We start from the raw sequence: 23,934 nt of genomic DNA on the forward strand, positions 1-23,934 counted from the left end.
CAAGCAGGCAACCGGCCCCCGTCCCCGTTTGTTTGACCCAGTTGTAGCGGAGTGTTACGCGCTCCACCTCATGACGCCCCACCTGCCCCTGGCGCTTGGCGCCATGAACTACGTGGAGATCATCCGCGACGCTTCCTTCATCGAGCTGGCCGTCCTGCTGCTCCTGATGGGTGTCTCCGTGGCTTCCTGGGCCCTCATCGCCATGAAGGCCACCCAGCTCGCCAAGGCCCGCGCACAGTCTCTCACCTTCCTCGACACCTTCTGGAAGGCGTCCCGGCTGGAGGCCATCTACCAGACGGCCCAGAAGCTCGACGCCTCGCCCCTGTCCAAGGTCTTCTGCGCCGGCTACGAGGAGCTGTCCAAGCTGGCCCAGGCCAAGGAAGGCGGCGCCGAGGGCGCCATGGCGGAGCGGCTGGGCGGAATCGAGAACGTGGAGCGCGCGCTGATGCGAGCCTCCACGTCGCAAATCACGGAGCTGGAGGCGCGGGTGTCGTTCCTGGGCACCGTCGGCGCGGCCTCGCCCTTCGTGGGCCTGTTCGGCACCGTCATCGGAATCCTCAGCGCCTTCAATCAAATCGCCGAGCAGGGCAATGCGACCTTGGCCACGGTGGCGGCGCCGGTGGGCAACGCGCTGTTCGCCACGGCGGCGGGCCTGTTCGCGGCGATTCCGGCCGTGGTCGCCTACAACTCGTTCGTCAGCCGCATCAAGGTGTTCGACACGGAGATGTCGAACTTCTCCGCGGACTTCCTCAACATCATCAAGCGTCACTTCTTCCGCTAGGCGGGCGCGACCATGGGAATGGGCGGAGGCAATCGCAGTGGTGGCCGCACCACGATGAGCGAGATCAACGTCACGCCCATGGTGGACGTGATGCTGGTGCTGCTCATCATCTTCATGGTGACCGCGCCCCTCATCCAGCAGGGCGTGAAGGTGAACCTGCCGGAGACCAAGGCCGCGCCCGTGGAGGCCACGGAGAAGAAGGTGGTCCTCTCCATCGACGCGGGCAAGAAGGTCTACATCGGCGACGCCGAGGTGCCCCTGGAGGAGCTGGAGGCGAAGCTCGCCGCCAACGCCAAGGTGCAGGCCGATAAAGAAGTGTTCCTCCACGCCGACCGGGACGTGCCCTACGGCACCGTCGTGGAGGTCATGGCGGCCGCGCAGCGGGCGGGCATCAACAATGTGGGGATGATCACGGACCCTTCGACAGGGGCCAAGACGTCCAACACCTCGTCGACCTCGAAGAAGCCGAAGGAGGCGAAGCGCTAGCCCATGCACTCCGCGGTGAGCCACAGCCTGCTCGTCAATCGCTCCGCGCGGGTGTCGCCGTTCGTCATCGCGTCGGTGGTGGGGCACATCGCCCTGCTGCTCGCCGCGGTGCTGTATGCGCGCTTCAACGCATCGCCCCCGGTGGACCTCACGGCGCAGCCCATCCGCGCCACGCTGGTGCGCCTGGGCAAGCCCCGCGACGCCAAGCTCCTGCCGCGCAAGGAGCAGCCGCCACCGCCGCCCAAGCAGGTGAACGCGCCCAAGCCCGCGCCTGAAGCGCCGCCTCCGCCGTCCTCCGCCGCCGTCGCGGTGCCCATCCCCGGCGTCAAGCCGGAGCCCTCCTCCGCGCCCAAGCCCACGCCCGTGAAGGGTGAGAAGGAAGGCGAGGACCGCCGCAAGCGGCTCTTCGGCGCCTTCGACAAGACGGCCAAGGCGTCGCCGGATGAAGAGCCCGAGGGCGCCGAGGATGGAGACGCGGACGGCGACTCGGCCACCGCCGAGGGCGAGCGCTACTTCGGGATGCTCCAGGCACAGGTGCGGCGCAACTACAGCGTCGCGGACACCATCCCCGAATCGGAGCGCCTGCACCTCAAGGCGCTCGTCGCGCTGCGCCTGGGCCGCTCGGGCGAGGTGCTGGACGTGAGCCTCACCAAGCCCAGTGGCAATGATTTGTTCGACGCGGCGGTCCTCAACGCCGTGCGCAAGGCCTCACCCTTCTCGCCTCCTCCCGACCACCTCCGAGACGCGCTGCAGAAGAACGGCGTCAACCTGATGTTCAACGCCCTATGAAAGCCCTGCTCCTCTCCCTCGTCCTCGTGCCGCTCGCGGCATTCGCCCAGACGCCGACCATTGAAATCTCCGGCGCCAACTTCCGCCCGCTGCCCGTGGCGGTCCCCGCGCCCATCACCCAGAACGAGGGTGCCAAGGCGCAGGCCAACACGTTCGACACGGCGTTCAACTTCGACCTCGTGGCCTCCGGCATCCTCCAGGTGCTGGACCGCAAGAGCTTCACGGCCGACCCGAAGGAGGGCATGGCCGCCGGCACCATCACCTTCAGCCGCTGGGCGGACGTGGGCGCCGAGGCGCTCGTCAAGGTGTCGCTCGCGGACGACGCGGGCACGCTGCGCGGCGAGCTGCGCCTGTTCAACGTGGGCACCGGCCGCGAGGACCTCAAGGTCGCCAAGGACGCGCCGGCCAACAACCCGTCGCTGCTGGCCCACCGGCTGGCGGACGCGCTGTACCGGCACTTCACCCGCGAGCCCAGCCCCTTCCTGTCGCGCATCACCTACGTGCGCAAGGCGGGCAACAACCGCGACGTGGTGGTGGCGGACTGGGACGGCGGCAATCCCGTGTCGCTCACCAAGGGCGGCATCAACATCCTCCCCTCGCTGAGCCAGGACGGCGCGCAGGTGGCGTACACGTCCTACCGGAAGAACCGACCGGACATCTGGGTGCAGCGTCCGGGTGGCGAAGCCCGCTCGGTGGTCTCCGCCGGGCAGATGGCCACCGGAGGCGCCTTCTCTCCGGACGGCAAGCGGCTGGCGTACTCGCTGGCCGAGGGAGAGAGCGCGCAAATCTACGTGTCCGGCGCCGACGGCAGCGGCGCGAAGGCCATCACCGACACGCCCTACGGCCTCAACACCAGCCCCGCGTGGTCGCCCGACGGCAAGCGCATCGCCTTCGTGTCCAACCGGGGTGGCAGCCCTCAAATCTACATCATGGGCGCGGATGGCTCGGGCGTGCGGCGCCTCACCTTCCAGGGCAACTACAACCAGACGCCGGACTGGTCTCCGCGCGGCGACCTCATCGTCTTCACCGCGCGCGACGAGCGCAACGCGTTCGACCTGTTCACCATCCACGTCGAGTCGGGCAAGGTGACGCGCCTGACGCAGGACCAGGGCAACAACGAGGAGCCCGCCTTCTCGCCCAACGGTCGGCTGGTGCTCTTCTCCACCACCCGGGCAGGCGGCTCGCAGCTGTTCGTGATGACTGCGGACGGCAACAACCAGCTCCCCCTCCGGGCGGAGAAGGGCACGCTGTTGACGCCCGACTGGGCGCCGCTCGCGGACGCGCAGCCGTAGGACTCGTGGCGCGTTGACAGGGGGCGCGTGCTCGGGTCCAGTTCCCGCGCATGAGCGCCCCCTTCCGTTCCCACTGGGGACTGGACCCCGAGGTCCTGTTCCTCAACCACGGCTCCTTCGGAGCGTGCCCCACCGCCGTGCTCCAGAAGCAGTCGGAGCTGCGCGCGCGCATGGAGGCGGAGCCCGTCCGCTTCCTCCACCGCGAAATCGAGCCGCTGCTGGACGAGGCCCGGGCCACGCTCGCCGACTTCGTCGACGCGGATGCGGAGGACGTGTCCTTCGTCGCCAACGCCACCAGCGGCGTCACCACGGTGCTGCGCTCGCTGCGCTTCGAGCCGGGTGACGAGCTGCTCACCACGGACCACGAATACAACGCCAGTCGCAACGCGCTGGACTTCGTCGCGGCGCAGTGGGGCGCGAAGGTCGTGGTGGCGAAGCTCCCCTGGCCCGTGACTTCCGCGCAGTCCATCGTGGACGTGGTGCTCGCGCATGTGACGCCCCGCACGCGCCTGTTCCTGGTGGACCACGTCTCCAGCCAGACGGCGCTGGTGATGCCCGTGGCCCGGCTCATCTCCGAGCTGCGAGCCAAGGGAATCGAGACGCTGGTGGACGGCGCGCACGGGCCCGGCATGGTGCCCCTGTCGCTGCGCTCGCTGGGCGCGGGCTACTACACGGGCAACTGCCACAAGTGGCTGTGCGCTCCCAAGGGCGCGGCCTTCCTCCACGTGCGCCGCGACCTGCAGGAGGGCATGACGCCCCTGGCGGTGAGCCATGGGCGCAACTCGCCCCGCACGGACCGCTCCCGCTTCCGGCTCCTCTTCGACTGGACGGGGACCATGGACCCCACCGCCGCGCTCTGTGTCCCGGAAGCGCTGCGAGTGGTGGGTGGCCTGCTACCCGGAGGCTGGGCCGAGGTGATGGCGAACAACCGGAGCAAGGCCCTGGCCGCGCGCGCACTGCTGTGCGAGCGGATGAAGACCGCCCCCGCCTGCCCCGAGGACATGGTGGGCAGCATGGCGGTGGTCACCCTGCCCGCGGGCTACCCGGAGCAGCCCGAGCCGCCCCTCTACCTGGACCCGGTCCACCTTCGCCTGTTCGACGAGTACCGCATCGAGGTGCCCATCGTCGCCTGGCCCAAGCCGCCCCACCGTCACGTCCGCGTGTCCGCGCAGCTCTACAACACGCCGGAGGAGTACCGGGCGCTGGCGGACGCTTTGGAAGCGCTCCTGCGTTGAGTAGGCTTGCGCGCATGCCGCGATTCGCCACCATCGATATCGGTACCAACTCCGTGCTGTTGCTGGTCGCGGAACGCACGGCGGAGGGCCGCTTCGAGGCCGTCCGGGAGCGCGCGGAAATCACCCGGCTGGGCCGTGGCGTGGACGCCACCCGTCGGCTGTCGGCGGAGGGCATGGAGGCCACGCTTTCGGTGCTGGAGGCCTTCGCGCGCGAGGCGCGGGAGCTGGGCGCGGAGGACATCGCGGTGTCCGCCACCAGCGCGGCACGCGACGCGAGCAACGGCGCGGAGTTCCTCTCCGCCGCGAAGGAGCGCGCGGGCGTCACGGTGGAAATCATCTCCGGGCAACTGGAGGCGCAGCTGTCCTTCGCCGCGGTGTACTCGGACTTCGCGGGCGAGGCGGCGGGGCCCCTGCTGGTGCTGGACATCGGCGGAGGCTCCACGGAGTTCATCTTCGGCAACCCCGCGGGCCACGTGGAGTTTCGGCACAGTTTCGACGTGGGCGCGGTGCGGCTCACCGAGCGCTTCGTGCGCTCCGACCCGATGTCCTCGGAGGACCGGGCGCGCATCGAGTCGCACCTGCGCGACACCTTCAAGACGCTGCCCCCTCCACCTCCCGCCTCGGGGCTGGTGGGCGTCGCGGGCACGGTGACGACGCTGTACGCGGTGCGACACGCCATCGACCCGTATGACGCGGAGCGGGTGCATGGCGGCACGCTGTCCGTGGGCGAGCTGACCGCGCTGGCGGACCGGCTGTGCCAGATGCCACTGGAAGAGCGCAGAGCGCTGCCGGGCATGCAGCCCAAGCGCGCGGACGTCATCCCCGCGGGCGCCATCATCCTGTTGGAGTCGGTGAAGGCCCTGGGATTGGACGGCTGCCGCGTGAGTGACAGGGGCTTGAGGTGGGGACTGCTCGCGCACCGCTTCGGAGCCGGGGCGGCCCGGTCATGAGCACGTCTTCCGTGAGCATCTCCCCTTCCCCGACCACCGCGCCCATCGCTCCCGCGGCGAATGCCGGCTACGCGCTGCTCGTCCTCACGCTCATCAACCTGGTCAACTACCTGGACCGGTACATCGTCGCGGTGGCGTTGCCGGGCATCCAGAAGGAGTTCGGCATCAACGACACCCAGGCGGGGCTGCTGGGCACCATGTTCATCGTGGTGTTCATGCTGGCTTCCCCGGTGGGTGGCTTCCTGGGTGACAGGTATCCACGCCGGCTGCTGGTGGCGGGCGGGGTGTTGCTGTGGAGCCTCGCGACGGGGGCGAGTGGACTTGCCACGTCCTTCATCGCGTTGCTCGTCGCGCGCGCGGTGATTGGCATCGGCGAAGCGGGCTATGGCGCGGTGGCGCCGAGCATCATCTCGGACCTGTACCCGCGTGAGCAGCGCACCCGGATGCTCGCGTTCTTCTACATCGCCATTCCGGTGGGCGCGGCGGCGGGCTACGGGCTGGGTGGGTGGCTGACGCAGGCGTATTCGTGGCACGTGGCCTTCTTCGCGGGAGGCGTGCCGGGCCTGATTCTGGGGGCCCTGGCCTTCTTCATGCCGGAGCCGAAGCGCGGGGCCATGGATGGTCCGGACGCGGCGGCGAAGCTGCCCTTCATGGTGGGGCTCAAGGGGCTGGGTCGCAACGCGGCCTTCTGGGCGGTGACGGCGGGCTACACGCTGATGACGTTCTCCATCGGCGGCCTGGGCTTCTGGATGCCGACCTATCTGGTGCGCGAGCGAGGGATGGCGGCGGACAGCTCCGGCTTCATCTTCGGCGCGATTACGGCGGTGGCGGGCCTGCTGGGGACGGTGGCCGGTGGGTGGCTGGGCGACAAGATGGACCGCAAGCGTGAGGGCGGTGGACTGTGGATGTCCGGCATCGGCCTCTTGCTGGCGGCGCCGTGCATGTACCTCGCGGTCAACCTGAAGGACGTGGGACCCGCGCTCGCGGCGATGGGCGTGGCGCAGTTCCTCATCTTCCTCAACAGCGGCCCCATCAACGCCGCCATCGTCAACTGCGTGCCACCCGCGTTCCGCGCCTTCGCCATGGGGCTGAACGTGCTGTGCATCCACCTGCTGGGGGACGCGATTTCGCCCACGCTCATCGGCAACATCGCCGACGCGGCGAACCTGCGCACCGCCATCGCCGTGAATGCCCTGCCCGTGCTGCTGGGCGGAGTGGCCCTGCTCATCGGCGCACGGCTGTTCCGCGAGGCCGTGCCGAGAGAGCGCGCTACCGCTTGACGGTGGCGTCGACCTTGGGCCGGTACTCTTCCGCCAGTCGCTCCACCTCCGCGGCCAGCCGCTCTCCGTCGGAGAGCAGCAGGGCCTTGAGGCGCGCGCGGTCGCCCAGCGTGAAGAACACGTCGATGTCCCGCAGGAGCACGTCCCAGCGCTCCGCGAAGTAGAGCGTGAACAGCGCCAGGGGCGGCACGATGAGGAAGGTCGGGAGCGCCCAGAAGGTGCCCCCCCACAGTCCCGCGGCGACAGTGAGCGCGGCCCACCACACGAGCGCCACGACGAAGGCCGTGAGGAACTTCACCGTCGCCTGCACGTCGAGTTCGGCCTTGCGGCTGGCCACCCTGGGCACCTGGTAGGGCAACCAGAAGAGCACGAGTCCCAGCGCGAAGAGCGGCAGGCCGAACACCAGCGCCAGCAGGTTCTTCACGACGAAGGGGACGACGTTGCCTGTGCGGTAGACGAGCGCGAGGTCCTTGGGCCCTTCCGCGTGCACCAGCGCGAGACGACGCTGGAAGGACGCGAGATGGGTGCGCACGTCCTCGAACCGCTCGGGCTCCTGGGCGCGGAACAGTTGCACCCCACGCGCCCACAGGCGCAGCCGCTCCGCGTCCAGCGTTCCCCCCTGCTTGAAGGAGAAGAGCTGCTCGGCGAGCTGCACGAGCGGCAGGTCCGCCCACTCTTCCAGGTTGAGCGTCACGGCGCGGAGCCCCTCCGCGATGCGCTCGGTCAGGGCGCGCACGGAATCAGGTTCCGAGGCGGCATCCGCGGGGAGGAAGGTGGCCACTTCGATGGCGGGGCCCACGTCGATGAGCACCTCACTGCGGAAGACATGCTTCTCCGCGTAGGTGAGGCCCACGGGAACAATGCGCACCGGGGCACCTTCCTTCGCGGCACTCAGCGCGATGCGCGAGGCCCCCGTCTTCAGCTCCGCCAGGCCGGGCTCGGAGTGGCTCTTCCCCTCGGGAAAGATGGTGATGGCGCGGCCTTGCACGAGCGCGCCCTTGGCGGCGTCGAGCGTGCCCTCGTTGCCCCCCATCTTCGTCGGGTCATCCTGCTTGCGGTACACGGGCAGCGCATCGAGTCCCTTGAGCAGCCAGCCGAGGACGGGCATGCGGAACAGCGGCGCCTTCGCCAGGAACGTCACCTTGCGGCGCGTGAGGATGAAGACCAGGGCCGGGTCGATGAGGCCATTGGGGTGGTTGCCCACGAACAACACCGGGCCCTCCGGCTCGGCGCCGGGTGCATTCACCTTCACCCGGTAGAAGAGTCGCAGACACACCGCCACCACGGCCCGGACGCACGCGTAGAACACGTCCCGGACTGTACCTCACGGGAGGGCGCGACAGCTCACGGGTACTGGTCCACGACGAGGATGACGCCCGTGTTGTCCTGCACGACGGAGAAGCCCTTCATCGGGCTCGGGTAGGCAATCAGCCCCTCGCCGTCACGGTCCCACCGCGCATCCAACAGGATGCCGCAGAACGGCACCGACATCGCGCCGCTCTCCGGCAGGAACACCCGGTCATAGCGACCGAACACCCGGTGCTTCGTCACGTACAACCGTCCACCGATGCGCGCGCCGGGCAGCTTCTTCTCCCCGTCGTCCCGAGGCAGCGCAATCACGAAGCTGTAGTTGTACCGGGCGGGACCTGGGTGGTCCTGGATGGCATCGACGATGACGGGGACCTTGTCCCCTGGCTTCAACCCCAGCCGCTCCATCTGGACGAGCGCGCCCTTCGGACACGTCCCCTCCGGAGGCATCCACTTGGGACGCTCCGGCTTCATCGCCGCGTCCTCCGTGTGGCCGCACCCCACGCCCCACCCCACCACCACCAGCGCCGTCAGCCATGCGGACCCGCGCATCCCGCCTCCTCAGAACGTACCGATGCTGAAGTGGAACTGCGTCCGCGCCTCGTTCACTTCCTCATCCGGGTCCAGGTTGAAGCCCACGTCGAACGCCAGCGGGCCCACCGGCGTCACGTACCGCAGGCCCACGCCCGCCGCGTAGCGCAGTCGCTCAAAATCCAACCGCGTCCGGTCCAACCACAGGTTGCCCGCCTCGAGGAACAGCCCCAGGTCCAGCGACGTGAGCGCCGGCACCCGCAGCTCCGCCTTGCCCAGCGTGAAGAGCTCACCGCCCTGGCTCCCCGGCACCTGCCCCGCGAGCACCGCCTTCAGCTCTCCCGAGCACCCCGACGGGCTGATGAGTGAGCGGCAATCCCGCAGCCGCTGATGCAGCGCCTCGCGCACGTCCTCCGGCAACACCCCGTCCTCGCGGAAGCCGCGCAGGCTCGACGAGCCGCCCAGGTAGAACAACTTCGAGCCGATGGTCTGCGCGCCCGGCTCCAGCGGGACGATGGTCCCCGCGCGCGCAGACAGCGCCAGACTCGCCCTGCGCCCCAGGGGGATGTAGCCACTCAGGTTGCTCGCCAGCTTCACGCTGTTGATGGGGAACGCCGCCACGGCATTGCCCGCCACGTCCGTGGGCTTCACGCTGATGCCTCGCGTGAGCTCCGCGCTGCTGATGAGCACCAGGCCGCGCCGGGGATTCGCCGGGTCGTCCCGGAAGTCGAGGGTGATGGACGGCCGCAGCGAATGCAGCGCGAAGTCGCCGTAGGGGTAGCGCAGCCGCTCCTGGTCGGCGCGGTTGAGCAACTCCAGCACGCCGGCGCGCGAGCGCAGCCGGTTGTTCTCCACTTCGTACGACAGCGAGGCGTTGAACCAGGACGTCACCGCCCAGTCGAGCGCCGCGGCCGCCGCGAATCGCGCGGACACATACGAGGGCCGGTGCACGCGCTCGGCAATCAAATCCAGTCGCGCGCCCACTTCGAACGGTAGCAGGAAGTACAGGCGCGGCTGCGACAGCGCCAGGTTGCCACGGCCTCCCAGGCCCGCCAGCCCCTGAAGCTCCACGTCACAGCCCGCGGAGGCCGCGCCTCCCGACTGCTGACAGGCGATGCGCCGGTCCGCGGACAGCGCCTCCGCGCTCCAGCCCGCGTAGTTCACCTTCCCGCGCGCCAGCAGGCTCAACCCCAGCCCATCGAGATTGCGATACGTCGTGTCCAGGGTGATGCGAGGACCGTCGACGAGGAAGTAGCCGCCGGAGACCTGCCCATCCAGGCGCGGCCGCTCGTGCACCGTCACCACGATGTCCTTGGACGGCTCGCGGCGAGTCGGGTCCGCGAGCGAGACATCCACCTGTCGGAACAACCCCAACCGGGCCAGTCGACGCTGGCCCTCCGTCAGCGCCTCCAGCGCGAGCGGCTGCCCTTCCTCCAGGTTGAGGTTGGCCATGATGAGGTCCGGGTCCGTGCGCGTCAGCCCCTGCACCAGCACCTTGCCCACCTTCACCTGGGGCCCCGCGTCCGCGCGGAACACCACCGTCGCCGCCCGTCCGTCCTCTCCAACGGACGACTCCGTGGTGACGCGGGCGAAGAGATATCCCTGCTGCCCCAGCCCTCGCTCCAGGGACAGGCGCGCCGCCTCCACCGCCTCGAAGCTCAGGGGCAGGCCCTTGTGCACCCCCACCCCCGCCCCCGTCGAGAGCCGCGCCGTACCTTCCGGCAGCCCCTCGTAGCGGACCTCCGTCACGCGCGCCTGCGGCCCTTCCTCCACGTCGAAGTCCGCCACCGCCGTCCGCGTGCGCGCATCCACCGTCAGCCCACGGAACACCACGGACGAGGACAGGAAGCCCCGCTCGCGGTACGCCTCGTTCATCGCCTCCGTCGCCTCCAGCCACGCCTCTTCCACGTAGACCGTGGACGGGTCCGGCACGGGCTCCCTCGCCGCGGCGCGACGGCCATGGCGACCCTCCGCGTCCAGCGGGTCGTCCTGGAGTCGCAGGTCCAGCTCCGGCTGGAGCTCGCCCGCGCGAATGCGCTCCGCGAGGAACTCCCTCAGCGTCCCCGAGCCGAGCGAGGCGTTGCCATGGAAGCGGACCTCGTTGACGCGCAGGGGCTGGCCCTCATCCACGTCGAAGGCCAGCACGGCCACCTCACCGTCCGGCCGGACCACCTCGCGCGAGCGCACCTTCGCGTCGTGGAAGCCACGGTGCCGGTAGAAGGACTCCACCCGCCGCGCCAGCCGTCCCGCCACCACCTCGTCGAGCGGCTCCGCGGCGTCATGCGCCAGCACACCCTCCAGAATCTCCGCGGAGAAGCGGTGGTTGCCATGGAAGCGCAGCGAATACCGAGGCCCCGCCGACAGGGGCACCGCCACCGAGGCGGAGCTGCCCTCCACGAGCACCGAGGGCGTGCCCACCTGGGCTCTCCAGTGGCCCGACTCACGCAGCAGCGCACGCAACTGGTCCAGCCCCGACTCCAGCCGTGCCCGGTCGAACACGTCGCCCGGCGGCATCGCCAGCACTTCCAGCAGGCGCGGCAGCGGCAGCCCCGGGCTGCCCGAGAAGCTCACCTGTCGCACGCGCGTCGGCTGGCCCTCGGAGACGAGGAGCAACACCGCCACGCCGTCCGTCACCGGCTCCTGCCGCGCCGTCACCTTCACGGAGTCGTAGCCCTTGCGCTGGTACGCCTGGAGCACGGAGGACACCGCCCCCTCCAGCTCCTCGCCATCCAGGGGGCCGCCCTCCAGGAGGCCGCTGGCATCCAGCAGCTCCCCGTCCGACAGCACCGCGTTGCCTTCGAAGCGCAGCCGCGCAAGCCTCGACACGGGCGTGAGCTGGAACACCAGGCGCACCCCACCGGGCACGTCCACCACGCTCGCCACCACGTCCGCGAAGCGCCCCGTGGCCCACAGTCGCTCCACCGAGCGGCGCACGGCCGCGGGCGTCAGCAACTGGCCCTTGCGCACCGCCACCAGTCCGCTGAGCCCCTGTCCGTCCACACCGCCCGGCAGATGCAGCTCCACGGCCACCACTTCCGGCCCGGGAACGTCGACCTCGCGAAGCTGGGCTCGCGCCAGGCCCGCGCACAGGACGCAGAGCCCCAGTGCCAGCGCCATGGCGGCGCGGGCTACTCGACCTCCCAGCTCAGCTTCAGCTCGAGCCCGAGGTTGCCAAACGAGGCTTCGCTGTTCTCGTTGTCCCACTGGGCCTGCGCGGAAAGTCTGTCGTCGAAGCGGTACTCGGCACGCGCCCGCGTTCCTCGCCCACTCACCGGTTGAGTCATACCGATTTTAAGCTGCTCGCTGAGGAACTTCGACTCCAGTTGCGCGGTGGGCTCCGCTTGACGTGTGGCGTCGTTGTAGGTCGTGGAAATCTGGAGGGACAAATCCCGCAGCACCGGATTGCTGGGGAGGAACCGCTGGACCTGCCGGTCCAGGCCCGACACGTTGAAGAGGGCCTCGGCCGCCAGCCCGGCCCCGGCGGACGCCGCCGTGTCCCGGTCCGACGAGGTGAAACCCAGCGTCAGCAGGGAGACGATGTCGCCTTCCACCAGCGCCGGCTCCGAGGACAGGAGCACCTGGGGGTCCGAGGGCTTGCCGAAGGCGTGCAGTTTCACCACGTACTCGCGCACCAGCGTCTGGGCCTGGACCTCGAAGACGGGCTCCAGGCTGGTGGGGTCCTGGAACTCCAGCTGCCCCTGGCTGATGGTGAAGGGGTTGTTGCGGAAGAACGCCTGGCTGCCCTCCGCCAGCTCCACCCGGCCCAGGAGGCCCGGCCGCAGGTCCGTGCCCGTCAGCCGCACGTCCCCCAGCATCCGCGCCTTGGCCAGGTTGTTGTCCACGAGCACGTCGCCGAAGTGGACGTTCACGTCCCAGATGACCCAGGGCTTCTGCTGCTCACCCGCGATGACGTTCGCCGCCGACGCCACGTTGGCGCGCTTCTGCATGGACTTGAGCAGCGACTCCACGTCCAGCGCCTTCTGGTAGCGCATCTTGACGATGTCCATGCCGCCCGTGACGGTGAAGCCTCGGGGCGGCCCCACCACCTGGAGCAGCCCGGAGAACGTCGCCGGCAGGTCTTCCGTGAGGCGGTAGGGAACCTCGTCCAACTGCACCGTGAGGCCCAGCCGCTGGGGCATGAAGCGCGCGAGCCGCACGTCGCCGCGCGCGGAGATGCGCCCCTCGTTGAGCTGCCCCTGCAGGTGCTCCAGCAGCAGCCGCTGACCCGTCATCTCCACGCGCCCGGACATGCCTCGGATGTTGACGGGCAGGTCCCGCATGGCGAGGCGCAGGTCCAGCAGCTCCGCGCTGCCCACCACGGACGGCGCCTCCAGCGTGCCCGTGGCCTCCGCGTCCACGGTGACGCGGCCCGTGGAGCGCTCCACCATCGCTGGCAGCAGCGACTCCAGGAGGCGCAGGTCTCCGCCGCCGCGCAGGGTGAAGCCGATTCCCCCGCGCGTGGTCATCCAGCCGCCCAGGTTCAGGTCGACGTACGGCCCGAGGAAGCGGAAGGGCTGCGCCTCAAACCGCCCCTTCTCGTACGCGAGGCTGATGGGCGCCGTGTTCTCGCCCCGCACGTCGTCGCGGGACAGCACGAGCTTGTCCACCGTCGCCCGCACGTGCGCCGCCTCGGGCTCCATCAGCGGCCCCTTCGCCGTGAGCGCGCCGGACACCGCGCCGGACACGCCCGCCCACAGCGGCTCCGAGGGAAGCAGCGGACGGATTTCCGGCAGCGACAGCGTCAGCGACGCGTCATAGGGCCACGAGTCCTGGACCTTGAGCTTCACGCGGCCGTTGGCGTCCTGGAAGGGGCGGCCCCAGACCTCCAGGTCCTTGCCCACCAGTCGCCCGGTGAGGTCCATCGCGCCCAGGCCGCGCTCGGCGAACGTCACACGCGGGGCGCGCAGCGTGACGTCGACCACGGGCACGTCGGAGGTTCCGGACACGACGCCGTCCATCACCATCGTCCCCTGGATGCCCATGCGTCGCGCGAGCTCCGGCTCCACCGTCTCCGCCAGCGACAGGCCATCTCCACCGAAGCGGTAATCCAGCCCTCCCGCGAACAGCAGCGTGCCCTCCGCCCACGTGCGCCCCAGCGGACCGCGCAGCTCCGTGCGCTCGAGCACCATCGCCTTGCCGTCCACGAAGCGCAGTCGCGCCGAGCCATCCCCCAGCCTGCGTCCGTAGTACGTGGTGTCCTTCACGTCGAAGGCCACCAGTCCCTCCAGCCGCTCGATGGGACTGTCGATTTCCACGCGGCCCGAAGCCGTGCCACCCAGCGTGCCCTGCATCACCGCCAGCGACGGCGTCAGGCCCGCCACCACGTCCACCAGGTCCTCGGTGCGTCCCTGCGGGACATTCACCTCGAGCCGCAGGTTGAGCAACCGTCCGAAGCCCACGCCGGCCTTGCCGTAGTACTGCGTGCGCCCTTTCTGTCCGGTGAACGAAGGGAAGGCCAACACCCCGTCGGAGTAGTTCAGCTTCCCCTGCAGCACGCCCAGCGAGAAGCTCCAGAAGACGAAGTCGCGGAACGACAGCCCGGACTCCACCTTCACCTGCGACACCGGCCCCGTCACTGAATACGTGGCGTTGCCCCGTCCCGCCCACTTCAGGCCCGCGATGTGGCCAAAGTCCGCCAGGTCCAGCTCACCCTGTCCGTGGATGTCGAGCCCCAGCCCGCCGCCGATGAGCAGCCCCACGTCGCCCTGGACGCGTGAGCGCCCCACCTCCGCGGAGACGTGATTGAACGACACCCGGTCCGCCTGGAGCTTCACCTGCGCCTGCGCGCGCCCCTTGTCGAACTCCAGGATGGTGATTCCATCGGTCGATGGCGCGTCATAGGCCCGCGTGGCCAGCTTGAAACGGCTGGTGCGCAAATCCAGCGGTCCCGACAGCGAGAAGCGCGGCAGCAGGTTGCCCGTGAGCTGCGCGTCGAGCGAAGCCGCGAAGTCCACCCACGCGCCCTTCACCCCCGCCTTGTCGAGGATGCGCGCCAATGAGGCATCCTCCGTCTTGAGGCTCACCTCCAGGGGGAACAGCGGCGTCAGCCCCAGCTTGCCCGTGGCGCGCACCCGGCCCGACCCCACGGGCACCACCACCTCCTCCACCCGAAGCTCATCGCCCGAGTACGACAGGCGCGCGGAGATGTTGGCCGGCCCAAACCTGTCGTACCCCAGCCCGTTGCCCGACAGCTCCAGCGACACCGCGGGCGACTCCGGCTTGCCGGCGATGGACACGCGACTCCACAGGTGCCCCGTCGCGGGCTTTGGCAGGAGCTTCGCCTGCGACAGCGTGCGCAGCGGGAGGAAGACCTGCGCGTCCAGCGCCAGGTGGGGCTGGCACAGCGAGTCCACGCGTCCCGACACCGTGGTGATGATGTCATCCAGGGACACCTCGGCGCGCTCCAGCTCCAGCAGCGCCTCGTCGGGGTCCAAGGCGCCAGCGAAGGCCAGCCGCTGCAGCGCCAGCTCCGCGCCATCCGCGCCCAACCGCACGAGGCCGCGACGCGCCTCCGCATCCAGTTCGATGACGCCCCAGCGCTCCGTCCAGCGCACGTCCAGGTCCGCCACCTCCACGCGCCGGCCCTCGGGCAGCGCCAGTCGCAGCTCCGCTCCGCTGATGTCCAGGTGGGACACCCGCACCCGCTCGAGTGGATCCAGGAAGCAGCCCTCCGACTTCTTCGCCGGGTCCGCCGAGGGCTGGGACAAATCCAGCGTCACGCGCGGCCGCTGGGCCCGAACCAGCGCGAGCGTCAGCCGTCCGGAGAAGGGGCGCAGGAACCCGAACTGCACTTCAGCGGTGTCCGCCGCCACCAGCGGCGTGTCCTCGCCCGGGAGGAAGAGCGAGAAGCCGTGCACCACCACGCGCGAGCCGAGCGGATCCAACTCACACCGGCCGATGCCCACGTCCAGCCCGAGCACGTCCGGCAGGTGCCGCCGCGCGACGGTGCAGGCCACCTCCCACGTCTCGGGCATGCGCAACGCGAGCACACTCCCCGATAGAACGAGGAGCACGAGCAGCAGCGCTCGAAGCGCACCGTTGCGGCTCTGTGTCGCCAAAGCCCCTAGAGCTTACCCAGCCCTTCGAGGTAACGGTCTATCTCCGCCAGATCGAGCTTGTTGTTCGACGCTCGGGGCAGATGGGTCGCCGGGGCGCTCGCCCGCTCGCCTGCTCCGGGAGCGGCCGCATTGATGCCCTGGAGTCCCAGGTTCTTTCCAATGCGATGCACCAGCTCGGCGGAGACCGTCTCGGCGCGGGCGAGGAAGGCCTCGAAGAGCGCGTTGTCGCACAGCGTGTTGATGACACGCGGCGAGCCCGACGAGTGCTCATGCACCGCCAGCAGGGCCTCCGGAGAGAACGGCATGCGCGGGCAGCCGGCGAGCCGGAGGCGGTGCTTGATGTAGGCCTCGGTGGACTCGGCGGTGAAGGGCTCGAGCTTGTAGCGCATGGCCACGCGCTGGGCGAGCGGCGGGTCCAGCTTCAGGTTCTTCTCAATCTCGGGCAGGCCGAAGAACACGAAGGAGATGAGCTTGCGCTCCGGCACTTCCAGGTTCAGCAGGCCGCGGAACTCCTCCATCAACTCCCGCGTCTCCAGCATCTGCGCCTCGTCGATGAGGACGACGGCCTTCTTGCCGGACTCGTAGATTTGCAGGAGCCGCTGGTAGAGCTGCGACAGGAGCGCCAGCTTCTCCTGCGCGGGGTTCTCCACGCCCAGTTGCAGGGCGATGCGCCGCAAGAGCCAGTTGGCGGTGATGCCCGAGTGGATGATGACCAGCAGCGCGGCCTCGTACTCGGACTCGGGCAGCGAATCGAGCATGCGGCGGGCCAGCGTCGTCTTCCCCGCGCCGATGTCGCCGACGAGGATGGACAGGCCCTTCATGTAGCTCACCGCATGCATCAGTCGGGTGAGCGCCTGGGAGTGCTGCGCCGAGTTGTAATAGAAGCGGCTCACCGGAGCGTTGGAGAAGGGCTCCTGGGTGAGGTCGAAGAAATCGAGGTAGGTCGTCATGGGCTCGCCGGACCTCGGGGGCAACTACACGTAACCGACCTTGCGCGCCTTGGGCGCGCCGGCCGCTGGCACCGGGGGATTCGCCACCGCCGCTGCGGGTGCGGCACCATGGGCCTTGGAGCCATTCACCGCGGCGGGTGCCGGGGTCGGCAGGGGGTCTTCTTCCGGTTGCGTACTCGCCGCGATGCGGGACACCTGCGTCCCCACGTCGCGGTACTTCGCGTCCATCACCGCCACTCGCTGGTAGTGGTACAGCGCCTTGCCTGGCTCGCCGTTCGCTTCGTAGGCCGTCGCCAGCTCGAAGCCGAGCGCCTTGGCCGCCTCACCCGTGGCGAACGGGCTCGCGAGCCCCTCTCGGAAGGTCTCCACCGCCGAGCCGCCGTCGCCGCGCAACAGGTGCAACATGCCCATCATCGTCAGGCAGTCCACCTCGCGCTTGGTGCCCGCGCAGCCCTGCCGGGCCACCTCGAACTCGTGGAGCGCGTCGTCCAGCAGGCCCATTTCCTTGTAGGCGATGCCCAGGTCGTAGTGCGTGTCCACGTCCTCGGGCTTCACCACCTTGGCCAGGCCCTTCTTGAACTCGGAGAACACCTCCTCCACCGAGTACTGGAAGTCCTCTTCCGCGGGCGCCGCGGCCGCCGTGTCGTCGCCCAGGTTGTCGATTTCGCCGGCCAGCTCCGCCGCCAGGTCGAACGCGTCGCGCTCCGCGCCCGCATCCGTCACCGGCTGCACGGAAGGCACCGAGATGGGCTCCAGCGGCTCCTCTTCGGGCGCCGCCCCACCACTGGCCTCCATCGCCTCCAGCCGCTCCATCAGCTCGGTGGCGCGCGCATGGCCCGGGAAGGCAATCGACACCGTCTCCAGGATTTCGCGGGCCTCTTCCATCAGGCCCTGGTCCAGGAAGAAGGCCGCCTCGTCGCACTCCTCGGCCGCCGGCTCCTCCTCGTCACCCTCGCTGGCGCTGTCGGCGACGAGTTCGGCGGACGCCTCCTCGGGCTCCTCCACCGACTCGAAGTCGGGCTCGGCCTGGGACTCCAACCCGAAGTCGGTCTCGTCCTGGGGCTCTGATTCGAAGTCGGACTCGGCCTGAGGCTCCGAGCCGAAGTCGGTCTCTGGGTCCTCCGTCGGCATGTCGTCCAGCGACACGACGGCGTGCGAGGCAGTGGGCTCCTCTTCCTCGAACGGATCCCCCAGCGAGGGCATGTCCGAGCCCGGCGCCTCCTCCAGCTCGTCGAGCATGGAGGCATCCAGCGGAGCGATGCCCACCCGCGTGGGCATCTCGTCCACGTCGAGCTGCGCCTCTTCCACGTACACCGGCTGCTTGCGCGTGTTCGGCGCGGCTTCCTGGAGCAGGGCCCGCGTGGGCGCGCGCACCATCGTCGGAGGCGGTTCGTCCTCGTCTCCGAGCGACAGTGCCGCCATCGACGTCGACGTGGCCTCGTCGTCCGAGTCCCCCAGCGACAGGCCCTCGTCGCTGGCGTACGACGCATCCAGGTCGGCCGACTCGACGAGCGGCTCGTCCTCCGACGACACGAGGCCGGGCTCATCCGTCAGCATCAGCCCGTCGTCGTCACTGGAGACGAGCGTCTCGTCCGCGGAGTCCGCGGCCAGGTCTTCCGGCGCGGGCGTGTCGAAGACGTCGTGCTCACCCGAGGTGATGGCCTCGCCGACGAGCGCTTCCTCACTGACGACGGTGGCGTCCCCGTCGTCGTCGATGACCTCGTCGGAGTCGTTCGAGGGCAGCGTGGCCAGCGCCAGCTCGTCGCCGGGCGGGTGCAGCAGAGCGTCCTCGGGGGGCGGCGCGACGAGGACCTCGTCGTCGCTGGAGTCCACCAGGATGGCGTCCTCGCCCACCGACTCCACCACCGTGGCCGACGGCGCCGTCGTCACCGGACCTTCCACGCGCAGCACCGACAGGAACGCCGGCACCTCCGGGTGGGAGGGGTTCTGCTGGAGGATGGTCGCCAGGTACTGCTGCGCGCGCGTCGAGTCCGCCGCGCGCGTGCACAGTCGCAGCACGTTCAGCAGCTGCTCGGACGCCTGCGCCGCGTTCCCGGACGCGACGTAGATTTGATACGCCTTCTCGTGCGCATCCAGGTTCTCCGGATCCACGGAGAAGACCTTGCGCAGGTGCTCCAGGGCTTTGTCGTGGAGCCCGTACTTCACGTAGACGTCGGTCTCCGTGAGCAGCTTGGAGAGCTGCTCTCGCGCCAGTCCGCCCTGCTGCGCGGGCGGCGCCACGGGAGCCGGAGCGGCCTGGGGCGCGGGCTGCGGCGCGGCGCGAGCGGCGGGCTGCGGCGCGGCGGCGGACTGCGGGGCCTGAGCAGGCTGCGGCGCGGCGGCGGGCTGCGGCGCGGGCGCACGGCGGGCCAGGAGATCCGGGTCCTGCGGATCCAACACTTCAATCTGCGTCCAGACGGCCTCGGCCTCCGTGGGCCGGCCGCGCTCCTGGTGGATCTTCGCCAGCTCCTTGTAGACAGACACCGTCTTGGACGTCTGCCCCAGTCCCTGGAACGCCTGGGCCAGGAGCGACAGCGTCTCCACGTCGCGGCCGTCCGCCTTGAAGCACACTTGCAGCTTCGCGAGCGCGCGCTTCTGGTCACCGCGTTGCAAGTACGAGGACGCCAGCTCCTTGGCCAGGGGCAGGTTGTCCGGCTCGAGCGTGGACAGTCGCTCGGCCACGCGGGCCCAGTCGTCGCCACGGCTGTTGCGCTTGAGGTACTCGGCGGCGCGCTTGAACTCCTGGATGGCTTCGCGCGTCATGTTCTCGCGCGCATAGAGCTCCGCGAGTTTGATCTTCGACGCCACGTTCTCCGGGTCGAGATCCACCATCTTCTTCAAGGTATCGAGCGACGACTTGGTGTCGCCCGCCTTGTCGTAGTGGTTGGCGACGATCTGGAAGTACGCCATCGCCTCCGACATCAGCCCGAGCTGCTGGTGAAGCTCCGCCAGCTTGAGGTTCACCTCCAGCAGGTTCGGATTGAGCTTGAGGACTTGCTTGTAGAGAGCGACGGCCTTGAGGAAGAACCCGTCGGAGGAGTAGCTCTCCGCGACCTTCGTGAAGAAGTGCGCCGCCTGGGCGTTGTCGTTCTTCTTGACGTACAGCTCCCCCATCTTCTGGAGGACCCGGATGTCCTTCGGGTCGACCTCCAGGACCTTCTGGTACTCCTTGATGGCTTTGTCGTAGGCGCCCTTCGCGACGAGCTTCGCGGCGGCTTCGATGATCTTGTTCTTGTCCATCGAGCGTGGGCTTCCGGAAAGCCGAAACCCCTTGGAACTTCGCGGGTTTCTATCTTCAAAAGGGGGAGAGTCGGAGGCTAACGGAATCCTCCAACGCGGGTCAAGAAACAGCCCGGCTCCCCCCGGGGCCAGCTCACCTGCTTGCATGCCCGCCCCACGGGCGGGAACGCCACGTAGGCGGACGTGTGCTACGGCGTCTCTTCGACTGCTTTTTTCAGCCGGCGAGAACCTGTCTCACTGGCCAGGAGACGCTCGACGAAACGCGTGTCGTAGTTGCCTTCCTGGAACGACTCGTCCGCCAGCGCCGCGCGGTGGAAGGGGATGTTGGTGCGGATGCCTTCCACGACGTACTCGCCCAGCGCGCGCTGCATGCGGCGGATCGCCGTCTCGCGGTCCTCCGCGTGGACGATGAGCTTGGCCAGGAGGCTGTCGTAGTACGGCAGCACCGTGTAGTTCTCGTAGGCCCCCGAGTCCACGCGCACCCCGTAGCCACCCGGGACGCTGTAGCCGGTAATCTTGCCGGGCCACGGCGCGAAGGTAATCGGGTCCTCGGCATTGACACGGCACTCGATGGAGTGTCCGCGCATCTGCACGTCTTCCTGCTTGAAGCGCAGCGGGTGGCCGTAGGCCATGCGGATCTGCTCACGGACCAGGTCGACGCCCATGACGAGCTCCGTCACGGGGTGCTCCACCTGGATGCGCGTGTTCATCTCCATGAAGTAGAACTCGCCGCGCTCGTCCAGCAGGTACTCGATGGTGCCGACGTTGTTGTAGCGCAGCTTGCGCATCGCCTGGACGGACACCTCACCCATCCGCTGCCGCAGCTCCGGCGTGAGCGCGGGTGACGGGCACTCCTCGATGAGCTTCTGATGCCGGCGCTGCACCGAGCACTCGCGCTCGTTGAGGTGGATGACGTTGCCGTGTTCGTCGGCGACAATCTGGATTTCGATGTGGCGCGGCTTCTCCACGTACCGCTCGATGTAGAGGTCGCCGTTGGCGAAGGAGGCCACCGCCTCCGCCTGCGCGGTGGAGAACGCCTGGGCCAGCGCGCTCGGCTCGCGGACGATTTTCATCCCCTTGCCACCACCACCGGCCGCGGCCTTGAGGATGACGGGGAAGCCAATCTCCCGGGCGAATGCCTCCGCCTCGCGAGGGTCCTTCACCGTGCCGGGGCTGCCGGGCAACAGGGGCATGCCCGCCTCGCGCGCCGCCTGCCGCGCACGGACCTTGTTGCCCATCATCCGCAGCATCTCCGGACGCGGACCGATGAAGCGAATCTTGCAGTTCTCACACACCTCGGCGAATTCGGCGTTCTCGGAGAGGAAGCCGTAGCCGGGGTGGATGGCGTCCGCGCGGGTGATTTCCGCGGCGGAGAGCAACTGCGGGACGTTGAGGTAGCTCTCCTTGGACGCTGGCGGGCCAATGCAGACGGCCTCATCGGCGAAGCGGACATGGAGGGCGTTGGCGTCCGCCGTGGAGTGCACCGCCACCGTGGCGATGCCCAGCTCCCGGCAGGCGCGGATGACCCGCAGGGCAATCTCCCCGCGGTTGGCAATCAGCACCTTCTTGAACACGGGGGTGTCTCCTGAAACGGCCGGCTCGGGCGCGCGCCCCGCGAAAAGCGAAGGCGCGCGCGCCGCGTCAAGCCGGCTCGATGCGGAACAGCGCTTGGCCGAACTCCACCGGGCGACCGTTCTCCACGAGGATCTCGGCCACGCGGCCGGACACCTCGGACTCGATTTCGTTCATCAACTTCATCGCTTCGATGATGCAGAGCACCTGGCCCTTCTTCACCACCGAACCCACATCGACGAAGGCGGGCTGATCCGGCGCCGGCGTCCGATAGAAGGTACCGACGAAGGGGCTGGTGACCACGTGGCCCGGCTTCTCCGGCGCCTTCTCGGCCACGGGGGCCGCGGCGGCCACGGAGTGGGCAGCGGCGACCGGGGCGGCGCGAGGCGCCGACGGAGCCGTGTACTCGACGGCCGGGCCCACCTGGACGGCCGAGGGGGCCGAGTGGTGGACGATGGTCGTCTCCGGGGCGTGGCCGCGGCGGATGAAGAGCTTCTCTTCCCCGCGCTTCCACACCAGCCTCGTCACGTCCGAGGCCTCCAGGATGTTGACGATTTCTCGCAGGGCCTCCACGTCCAGGGACGTGTTGCCCGCGTCTCGCGCGCTCGCCGGGGCGGGCGCGCTGGTGGGCGCGGACGCCCGGGTCGACTTGCGCTTGGTTGCCATTCTCGCGTCCCTCCGAGCGGAGCCTGAGCTAGCCCGCGGTGGCGACGCGGGTCAGGTACTTGCCACCGTCGCGCGTGTCGATCTTCAGGACGTCACCCTCGTTGATGAACAGGGGCACGTAGACCTCGAAGCCGGTCTCCAGCGTGGCGGGCTTCAGCGCACCAGACACCGTGTCGCCGCGCACGCCCGGGTCGCACTTGACGACCTTGAGGTCCACCGAGTTGGGCAGCGTGACGGCAATCGCCTTCCCGTTCCAGAACAGGATGGTGGCGTCGATGTTCTCCTTCAGGAAGTTCTTCGCGTCGCCGAGTGCCTTCTCGCTGATGAAGGTCTGCTCGAAGTCGCGCTTGTCCATGAAGTAGTAGTCGTCACCCTGGACATACAGGTACTGCATGTCCTTCTCTTCGATGTCCGGCTTGCCCACCTTCTCGCCGGACTTCAGCGTGGGCTGGAGGACGCGGCCCGAGAGGAGGCTGCGAATCTTGGTGCGAACGAAGGCGGAACCCTTGCCGGGCTTCACGTGCTGGAACTCGACGATGACGAACGGCTCACCGTCGATTTCGATCTTCATGTTGTTGTGAAACTCGGACGTATCAATGAATCCGGCCATGGGGACCGACTCCTTCAGACTCGAAATAGCGGAAGCTTGAAAAGTCGGGGGTGTCTAGCCCATGCCCCCTTCCATGGGAAGGGGAAACCAGTGGAGCGGCGCGTCGTCTGGATGACTGGTTTACAGCGAGCGCGGCTACAGCTCCGCGCTCACCTTGGGGGCCGTCACGCGCAGCACATAGCGCCCCTTGCCGTAGTTGCCATCCGCGCGCAGCGCCAGCACCAGGAAGTACTCCGGTGACACCAACCGCATCAGCGTCAGCACCTTGTCGCTGTTGACGCTGACCTCGCTGACCGTCCCCGTCTTGAGCGTCTCCGCGGCGTTGCGCAGCTGCGTGAGGAGGTTGGCGTACTCCACCCAGGCACCACTCAAGTCCAGCTCGCTTGCCTCCTCGCGCTGGAAGGTGTCCACGGAGATGCCGTCGAAGCCCATCACGCTGCAGGCGAGGGCTCCGTCCACCTGGTTGACCACTGACTCGAGGTGCGTGCGAAAGGACATGGGCTCTCAGTGTTCTTGGGCAGCGGCGCCGCTCAGGGCGTCACGCACTCGGGGACGGCGCCATTCTGCCCGCGCGGGTCACACGGCCCCACGCTGGGGCCATGGACATCGCCATCCTTGGGGCACTTGTATTCGGCGAAGCCCACGACCAGCGGGTAGGAAATCTCGTTCGTCTCCACGTCGCCGCCAGCGACCGTGTGTCCGCGGACCCGCAGAGTCACGAGCACATCGACAACGGCCCCTCCTCCCGCGGTCGCGGCCAGCAGCGCGTTCTGAGCGTCGCGCGTCAACAGGCCGAGCACCATGGAACCATCCGCATTGCCACGGAAGGTCCCGTAGATGGGAACCGTCGCACTGGGGATGTTGAGCTCGGGCTCCGTCTGATAGCTGAGCTCGAGTTCGGTGAGATAGACGGCGGTGGAGTCGATATCGGAGACCGGCCCCTCCCCGACGACGATGGGCGTGTCGGACAGGTTGGAGGTGACAGTGAGCCCGACGAGGTAGTCACCCGCCAGCGCAAGGTTCAACGAGCCGCTCAGCAACGCCACGTCATCAGGAACAGAGCAGTCCTCTTCGGGTGGAGCGGATTGGAGAATCTGGAGCTTCGGGAGGTTGTCGACACAAGACACCGTGCCGAACGCCAGCAGCGCGGCGAGATAGATGGGCTTCATGAGCGAACGCTCTCCTG

18 protein-coding genes are annotated in these 23,934 nt (G+C 68.9%); 7 read left to right on the forward strand and 11 right to left on the reverse strand.

Translation table 11 applies throughout. The features are described 5' to 3' along the window. Positions 1 to 70: 70 nt before the first annotated feature. From FJV41_RS13450 to FJV41_RS13480, 7 genes are read left to right on the forward strand one after another with little or no spacing between them, the layout of a single operon-like run. Entirely contained in the window at positions 71 to 781 is a 711-nt protein-coding gene (locus FJV41_RS13450) for a MotA/TolQ/ExbB proton channel family protein (RefSeq protein WP_141642866.1), read from the forward strand. 12 nt (positions 782 to 793) lie between these two features. Continuing rightward, positions 794 to 1,267: a protein TolR gene (gene tolR / locus FJV41_RS13455; protein WP_141642867.1), complete on the forward strand. Its 474-nt coding sequence runs from the start codon at positions 794 to 796 to the stop codon at positions 1,265 to 1,267. Positions 1,268 to 1,270: 3 nt separating this feature from the next. Then, on the forward strand, positions 1,271 to 2,056 hold the full coding sequence (locus tag FJV41_RS13460) for an energy transducer TonB (protein WP_141642868.1): 786 nt from the start codon (positions 1,271 to 1,273) through the stop codon (positions 2,054 to 2,056). After that, positions 2,053 to 3,348: an LpqB family beta-propeller domain-containing protein gene (locus FJV41_RS13465; protein WP_141642869.1), complete on the forward strand. Its 1,296-nt coding sequence runs from the start codon at positions 2,053 to 2,055 to the stop codon at positions 3,346 to 3,348. Before FJV41_RS13460 ends, FJV41_RS13465 begins: the two co-directional genes overlap by 4 nt. 50 nt (positions 3,349 to 3,398) lie before the next feature. Beyond that, on the forward strand, positions 3,399 to 4,583 hold the full coding sequence (locus FJV41_RS13470; protein ID WP_141642870.1) for an aminotransferase class V-fold PLP-dependent enzyme: 1,185 nt from the start codon (positions 3,399 to 3,401) through the stop codon (positions 4,581 to 4,583). A 14-nt stretch (positions 4,584 to 4,597) separates the two neighbouring features. Then, on the forward strand, positions 4,598 to 5,533 hold the full coding sequence (locus tag FJV41_RS13475; protein ID WP_141642871.1) for a Ppx/GppA phosphatase family protein: 936 nt from the start codon (positions 4,598 to 4,600) through the stop codon (positions 5,531 to 5,533). After that, positions 5,530 to 6,813, forward strand: a complete 1,284-nt coding sequence (locus FJV41_RS13480) for a spinster family MFS transporter (protein ID WP_141642872.1) — start codon at positions 5,530 to 5,532, stop codon at positions 6,811 to 6,813. The genes FJV41_RS13475 and FJV41_RS13480 overlap by 4 nt, the downstream gene beginning before the upstream one ends. Here the strand turns inward: FJV41_RS13480 and FJV41_RS13485 are convergent. The 11 genes from FJV41_RS13485 to FJV41_RS13535 all read right to left on the reverse strand — a co-directional run bounded on the left by FJV41_RS13485 (position 6,803) and on the right by FJV41_RS13535 (position 23,917). Beyond that, a complete protein-coding gene (locus FJV41_RS13485; RefSeq protein ID WP_141642873.1) occupies positions 6,803 to 8,122 on the reverse strand; it encodes a lysophospholipid acyltransferase family protein in 1,320 nt (439 codons plus the stop codon). The two genes, FJV41_RS13480 and FJV41_RS13485, sit on opposite strands and share 11 nt — an antisense overlap. A 35-nt stretch (positions 8,123 to 8,157) precedes the next feature. Continuing rightward, complete coding sequence (locus tag FJV41_RS13490) at positions 8,158 to 8,673, reverse strand: hypothetical protein (protein WP_141642874.1); 516 nt, start codon at positions 8,671 to 8,673, stop codon at positions 8,158 to 8,160. A 9-nt stretch (positions 8,674 to 8,682) separates the two neighbouring features. Then, a complete protein-coding gene (locus tag FJV41_RS13495; protein WP_141642875.1) occupies positions 8,683 to 11,769 on the reverse strand; it encodes a POTRA domain-containing protein in 3,087 nt (1,028 codons plus the stop codon). An 11-nt stretch (positions 11,770 to 11,780) separates the two neighbouring features. Next, positions 11,781 to 15,710, reverse strand: a complete 3,930-nt coding sequence (locus FJV41_RS13500) for a translocation/assembly module TamB domain-containing protein (protein WP_141642876.1) — start codon at positions 15,708 to 15,710, stop codon at positions 11,781 to 11,783. A 5-nt stretch (positions 15,711 to 15,715) separates the two neighbouring features. Further along, entirely contained in the window at positions 15,716 to 16,660 is a 945-nt protein-coding gene (locus FJV41_RS13505; protein WP_141642877.1) for an ExeA family protein, read from the reverse strand. 24 nt (positions 16,661 to 16,684) lie between these two features. Next, the gene (gene sgmX, locus FJV41_RS13510; protein ID WP_141642878.1) at positions 16,685 to 19,900 is read right to left on the reverse strand and encodes a type IV pili formation protein SgmX; all 3,216 of its coding nucleotides are present in this window, start codon (positions 19,898 to 19,900) and stop codon (positions 16,685 to 16,687) included. Positions 19,901 to 20,088: 188 nt separating this feature from the next. Continuing rightward, the gene (accC, locus tag FJV41_RS13515) at positions 20,089 to 21,474 is read right to left on the reverse strand and encodes an acetyl-CoA carboxylase biotin carboxylase subunit (RefSeq protein ID WP_141642879.1); all 1,386 of its coding nucleotides are present in this window, start codon (positions 21,472 to 21,474) and stop codon (positions 20,089 to 20,091) included. Between the two features lie 67 nt (positions 21,475 to 21,541). After that, positions 21,542 to 22,138 (reverse strand): acetyl-CoA carboxylase biotin carboxyl carrier protein, encoded by a 597-nt coding sequence (gene accB, locus FJV41_RS13520; RefSeq protein ID WP_141642880.1) that lies wholly within the window; start codon positions 22,136 to 22,138, stop codon positions 21,542 to 21,544. Positions 22,139 to 22,166: 28 nt separating this feature from the next. Continuing rightward, complete coding sequence (efp, locus tag FJV41_RS13525; protein ID WP_141642881.1) at positions 22,167 to 22,748, reverse strand: elongation factor P; 582 nt, start codon at positions 22,746 to 22,748, stop codon at positions 22,167 to 22,169. Positions 22,749 to 22,883: 135 nt separating this feature from the next. Then, positions 22,884 to 23,246 (reverse strand): roadblock/LC7 domain-containing protein, encoded by a 363-nt coding sequence (locus FJV41_RS13530; RefSeq protein ID WP_141642882.1) that lies wholly within the window; start codon positions 23,244 to 23,246, stop codon positions 22,884 to 22,886. Positions 23,247 to 23,278: 32 nt separating this feature from the next. After that, positions 23,279 to 23,917 (reverse strand): hypothetical protein, encoded by a 639-nt coding sequence (locus tag FJV41_RS13535; protein WP_141642883.1) that lies wholly within the window; start codon positions 23,915 to 23,917, stop codon positions 23,279 to 23,281. Between the last annotated feature and the right edge of the window lie 17 nt (positions 23,918 to 23,934).

The sequence above is a fragment of the Myxococcus llanfairpwllgwyngyllgogerychwyrndrobwllllantysiliogogogochensis genome (assembly GCF_006636215.1).
Taxonomy (GTDB): domain Bacteria; phylum Myxococcota; class Myxococcia; order Myxococcales; family Myxococcaceae; genus Myxococcus; species Myxococcus llanfairpwllgwyngyllgogerychwyrndrobwllllantysiliogogogochensis.

Bases quoted from the DNA above. Each gene is read 5' to 3' on its own strand.
- FJV41_RS13460 (WP_141642868.1), top strand. From the start codon at position 1,271: ATGCACTCCGCGGTGAGCCACAGCCTGCTCGTCAATCGCTCCGCGCGG.
- FJV41_RS13470 (WP_141642870.1), top strand. From the start codon at position 3,399: ATGAGCGCCCCCTTCCGTTCCCACTGGGGACTGGACCCCGAGGTCCTG.
- FJV41_RS13450 (WP_141642866.1), top strand. From the start codon at position 71: ATGACGCCCCACCTGCCCCTGGCGCTTGGCGCCATGAACTACGTGGAG.
- efp (WP_141642881.1), bottom strand. From the start codon at position 22,748: ATGGCCGGATTCATTGATACGTCCGAGTTTCACAACAACATGAAGATC.
- FJV41_RS13480 (WP_141642872.1), top strand. From the start codon at position 5,530: ATGAGCACGTCTTCCGTGAGCATCTCCCCTTCCCCGACCACCGCGCCC.
- FJV41_RS13465 (WP_141642869.1), top strand. From the start codon at position 2,053: ATGAAAGCCCTGCTCCTCTCCCTCGTCCTCGTGCCGCTCGCGGCATTC.
- FJV41_RS13530 (WP_141642882.1), bottom strand. From the start codon at position 23,246: ATGTCCTTTCGCACGCACCTCGAGTCAGTGGTCAACCAGGTGGACGGA.
- tolR (WP_141642867.1), top strand. From the start codon at position 794: ATGGGAATGGGCGGAGGCAATCGCAGTGGTGGCCGCACCACGATGAGC.
- FJV41_RS13490 (WP_141642874.1), bottom strand. From the start codon at position 8,673: ATGCGCGGGTCCGCATGGCTGACGGCGCTGGTGGTGGTGGGGTGGGGC.
- FJV41_RS13505 (WP_141642877.1), bottom strand. From the start codon at position 16,660: ATGACGACCTACCTCGATTTCTTCGACCTCACCCAGGAGCCCTTCTCC.
- FJV41_RS13535 (WP_141642883.1), bottom strand. From the start codon at position 23,917: ATGAAGCCCATCTATCTCGCCGCGCTGCTGGCGTTCGGCACGGTGTCT.
- FJV41_RS13475 (WP_141642871.1), top strand. From the start codon at position 4,598: ATGCCGCGATTCGCCACCATCGATATCGGTACCAACTCCGTGCTGTTG.
- FJV41_RS13495 (WP_141642875.1), bottom strand. From the start codon at position 11,769: ATGGCGCTGGCACTGGGGCTCTGCGTCCTGTGCGCGGGCCTGGCGCGA.
- accB (WP_141642880.1), bottom strand. From the start codon at position 22,138: ATGGCAACCAAGCGCAAGTCGACCCGGGCGTCCGCGCCCACCAGCGCG.
- sgmX (WP_141642878.1), bottom strand. From the start codon at position 19,900: ATGGACAAGAACAAGATCATCGAAGCCGCCGCGAAGCTCGTCGCGAAG.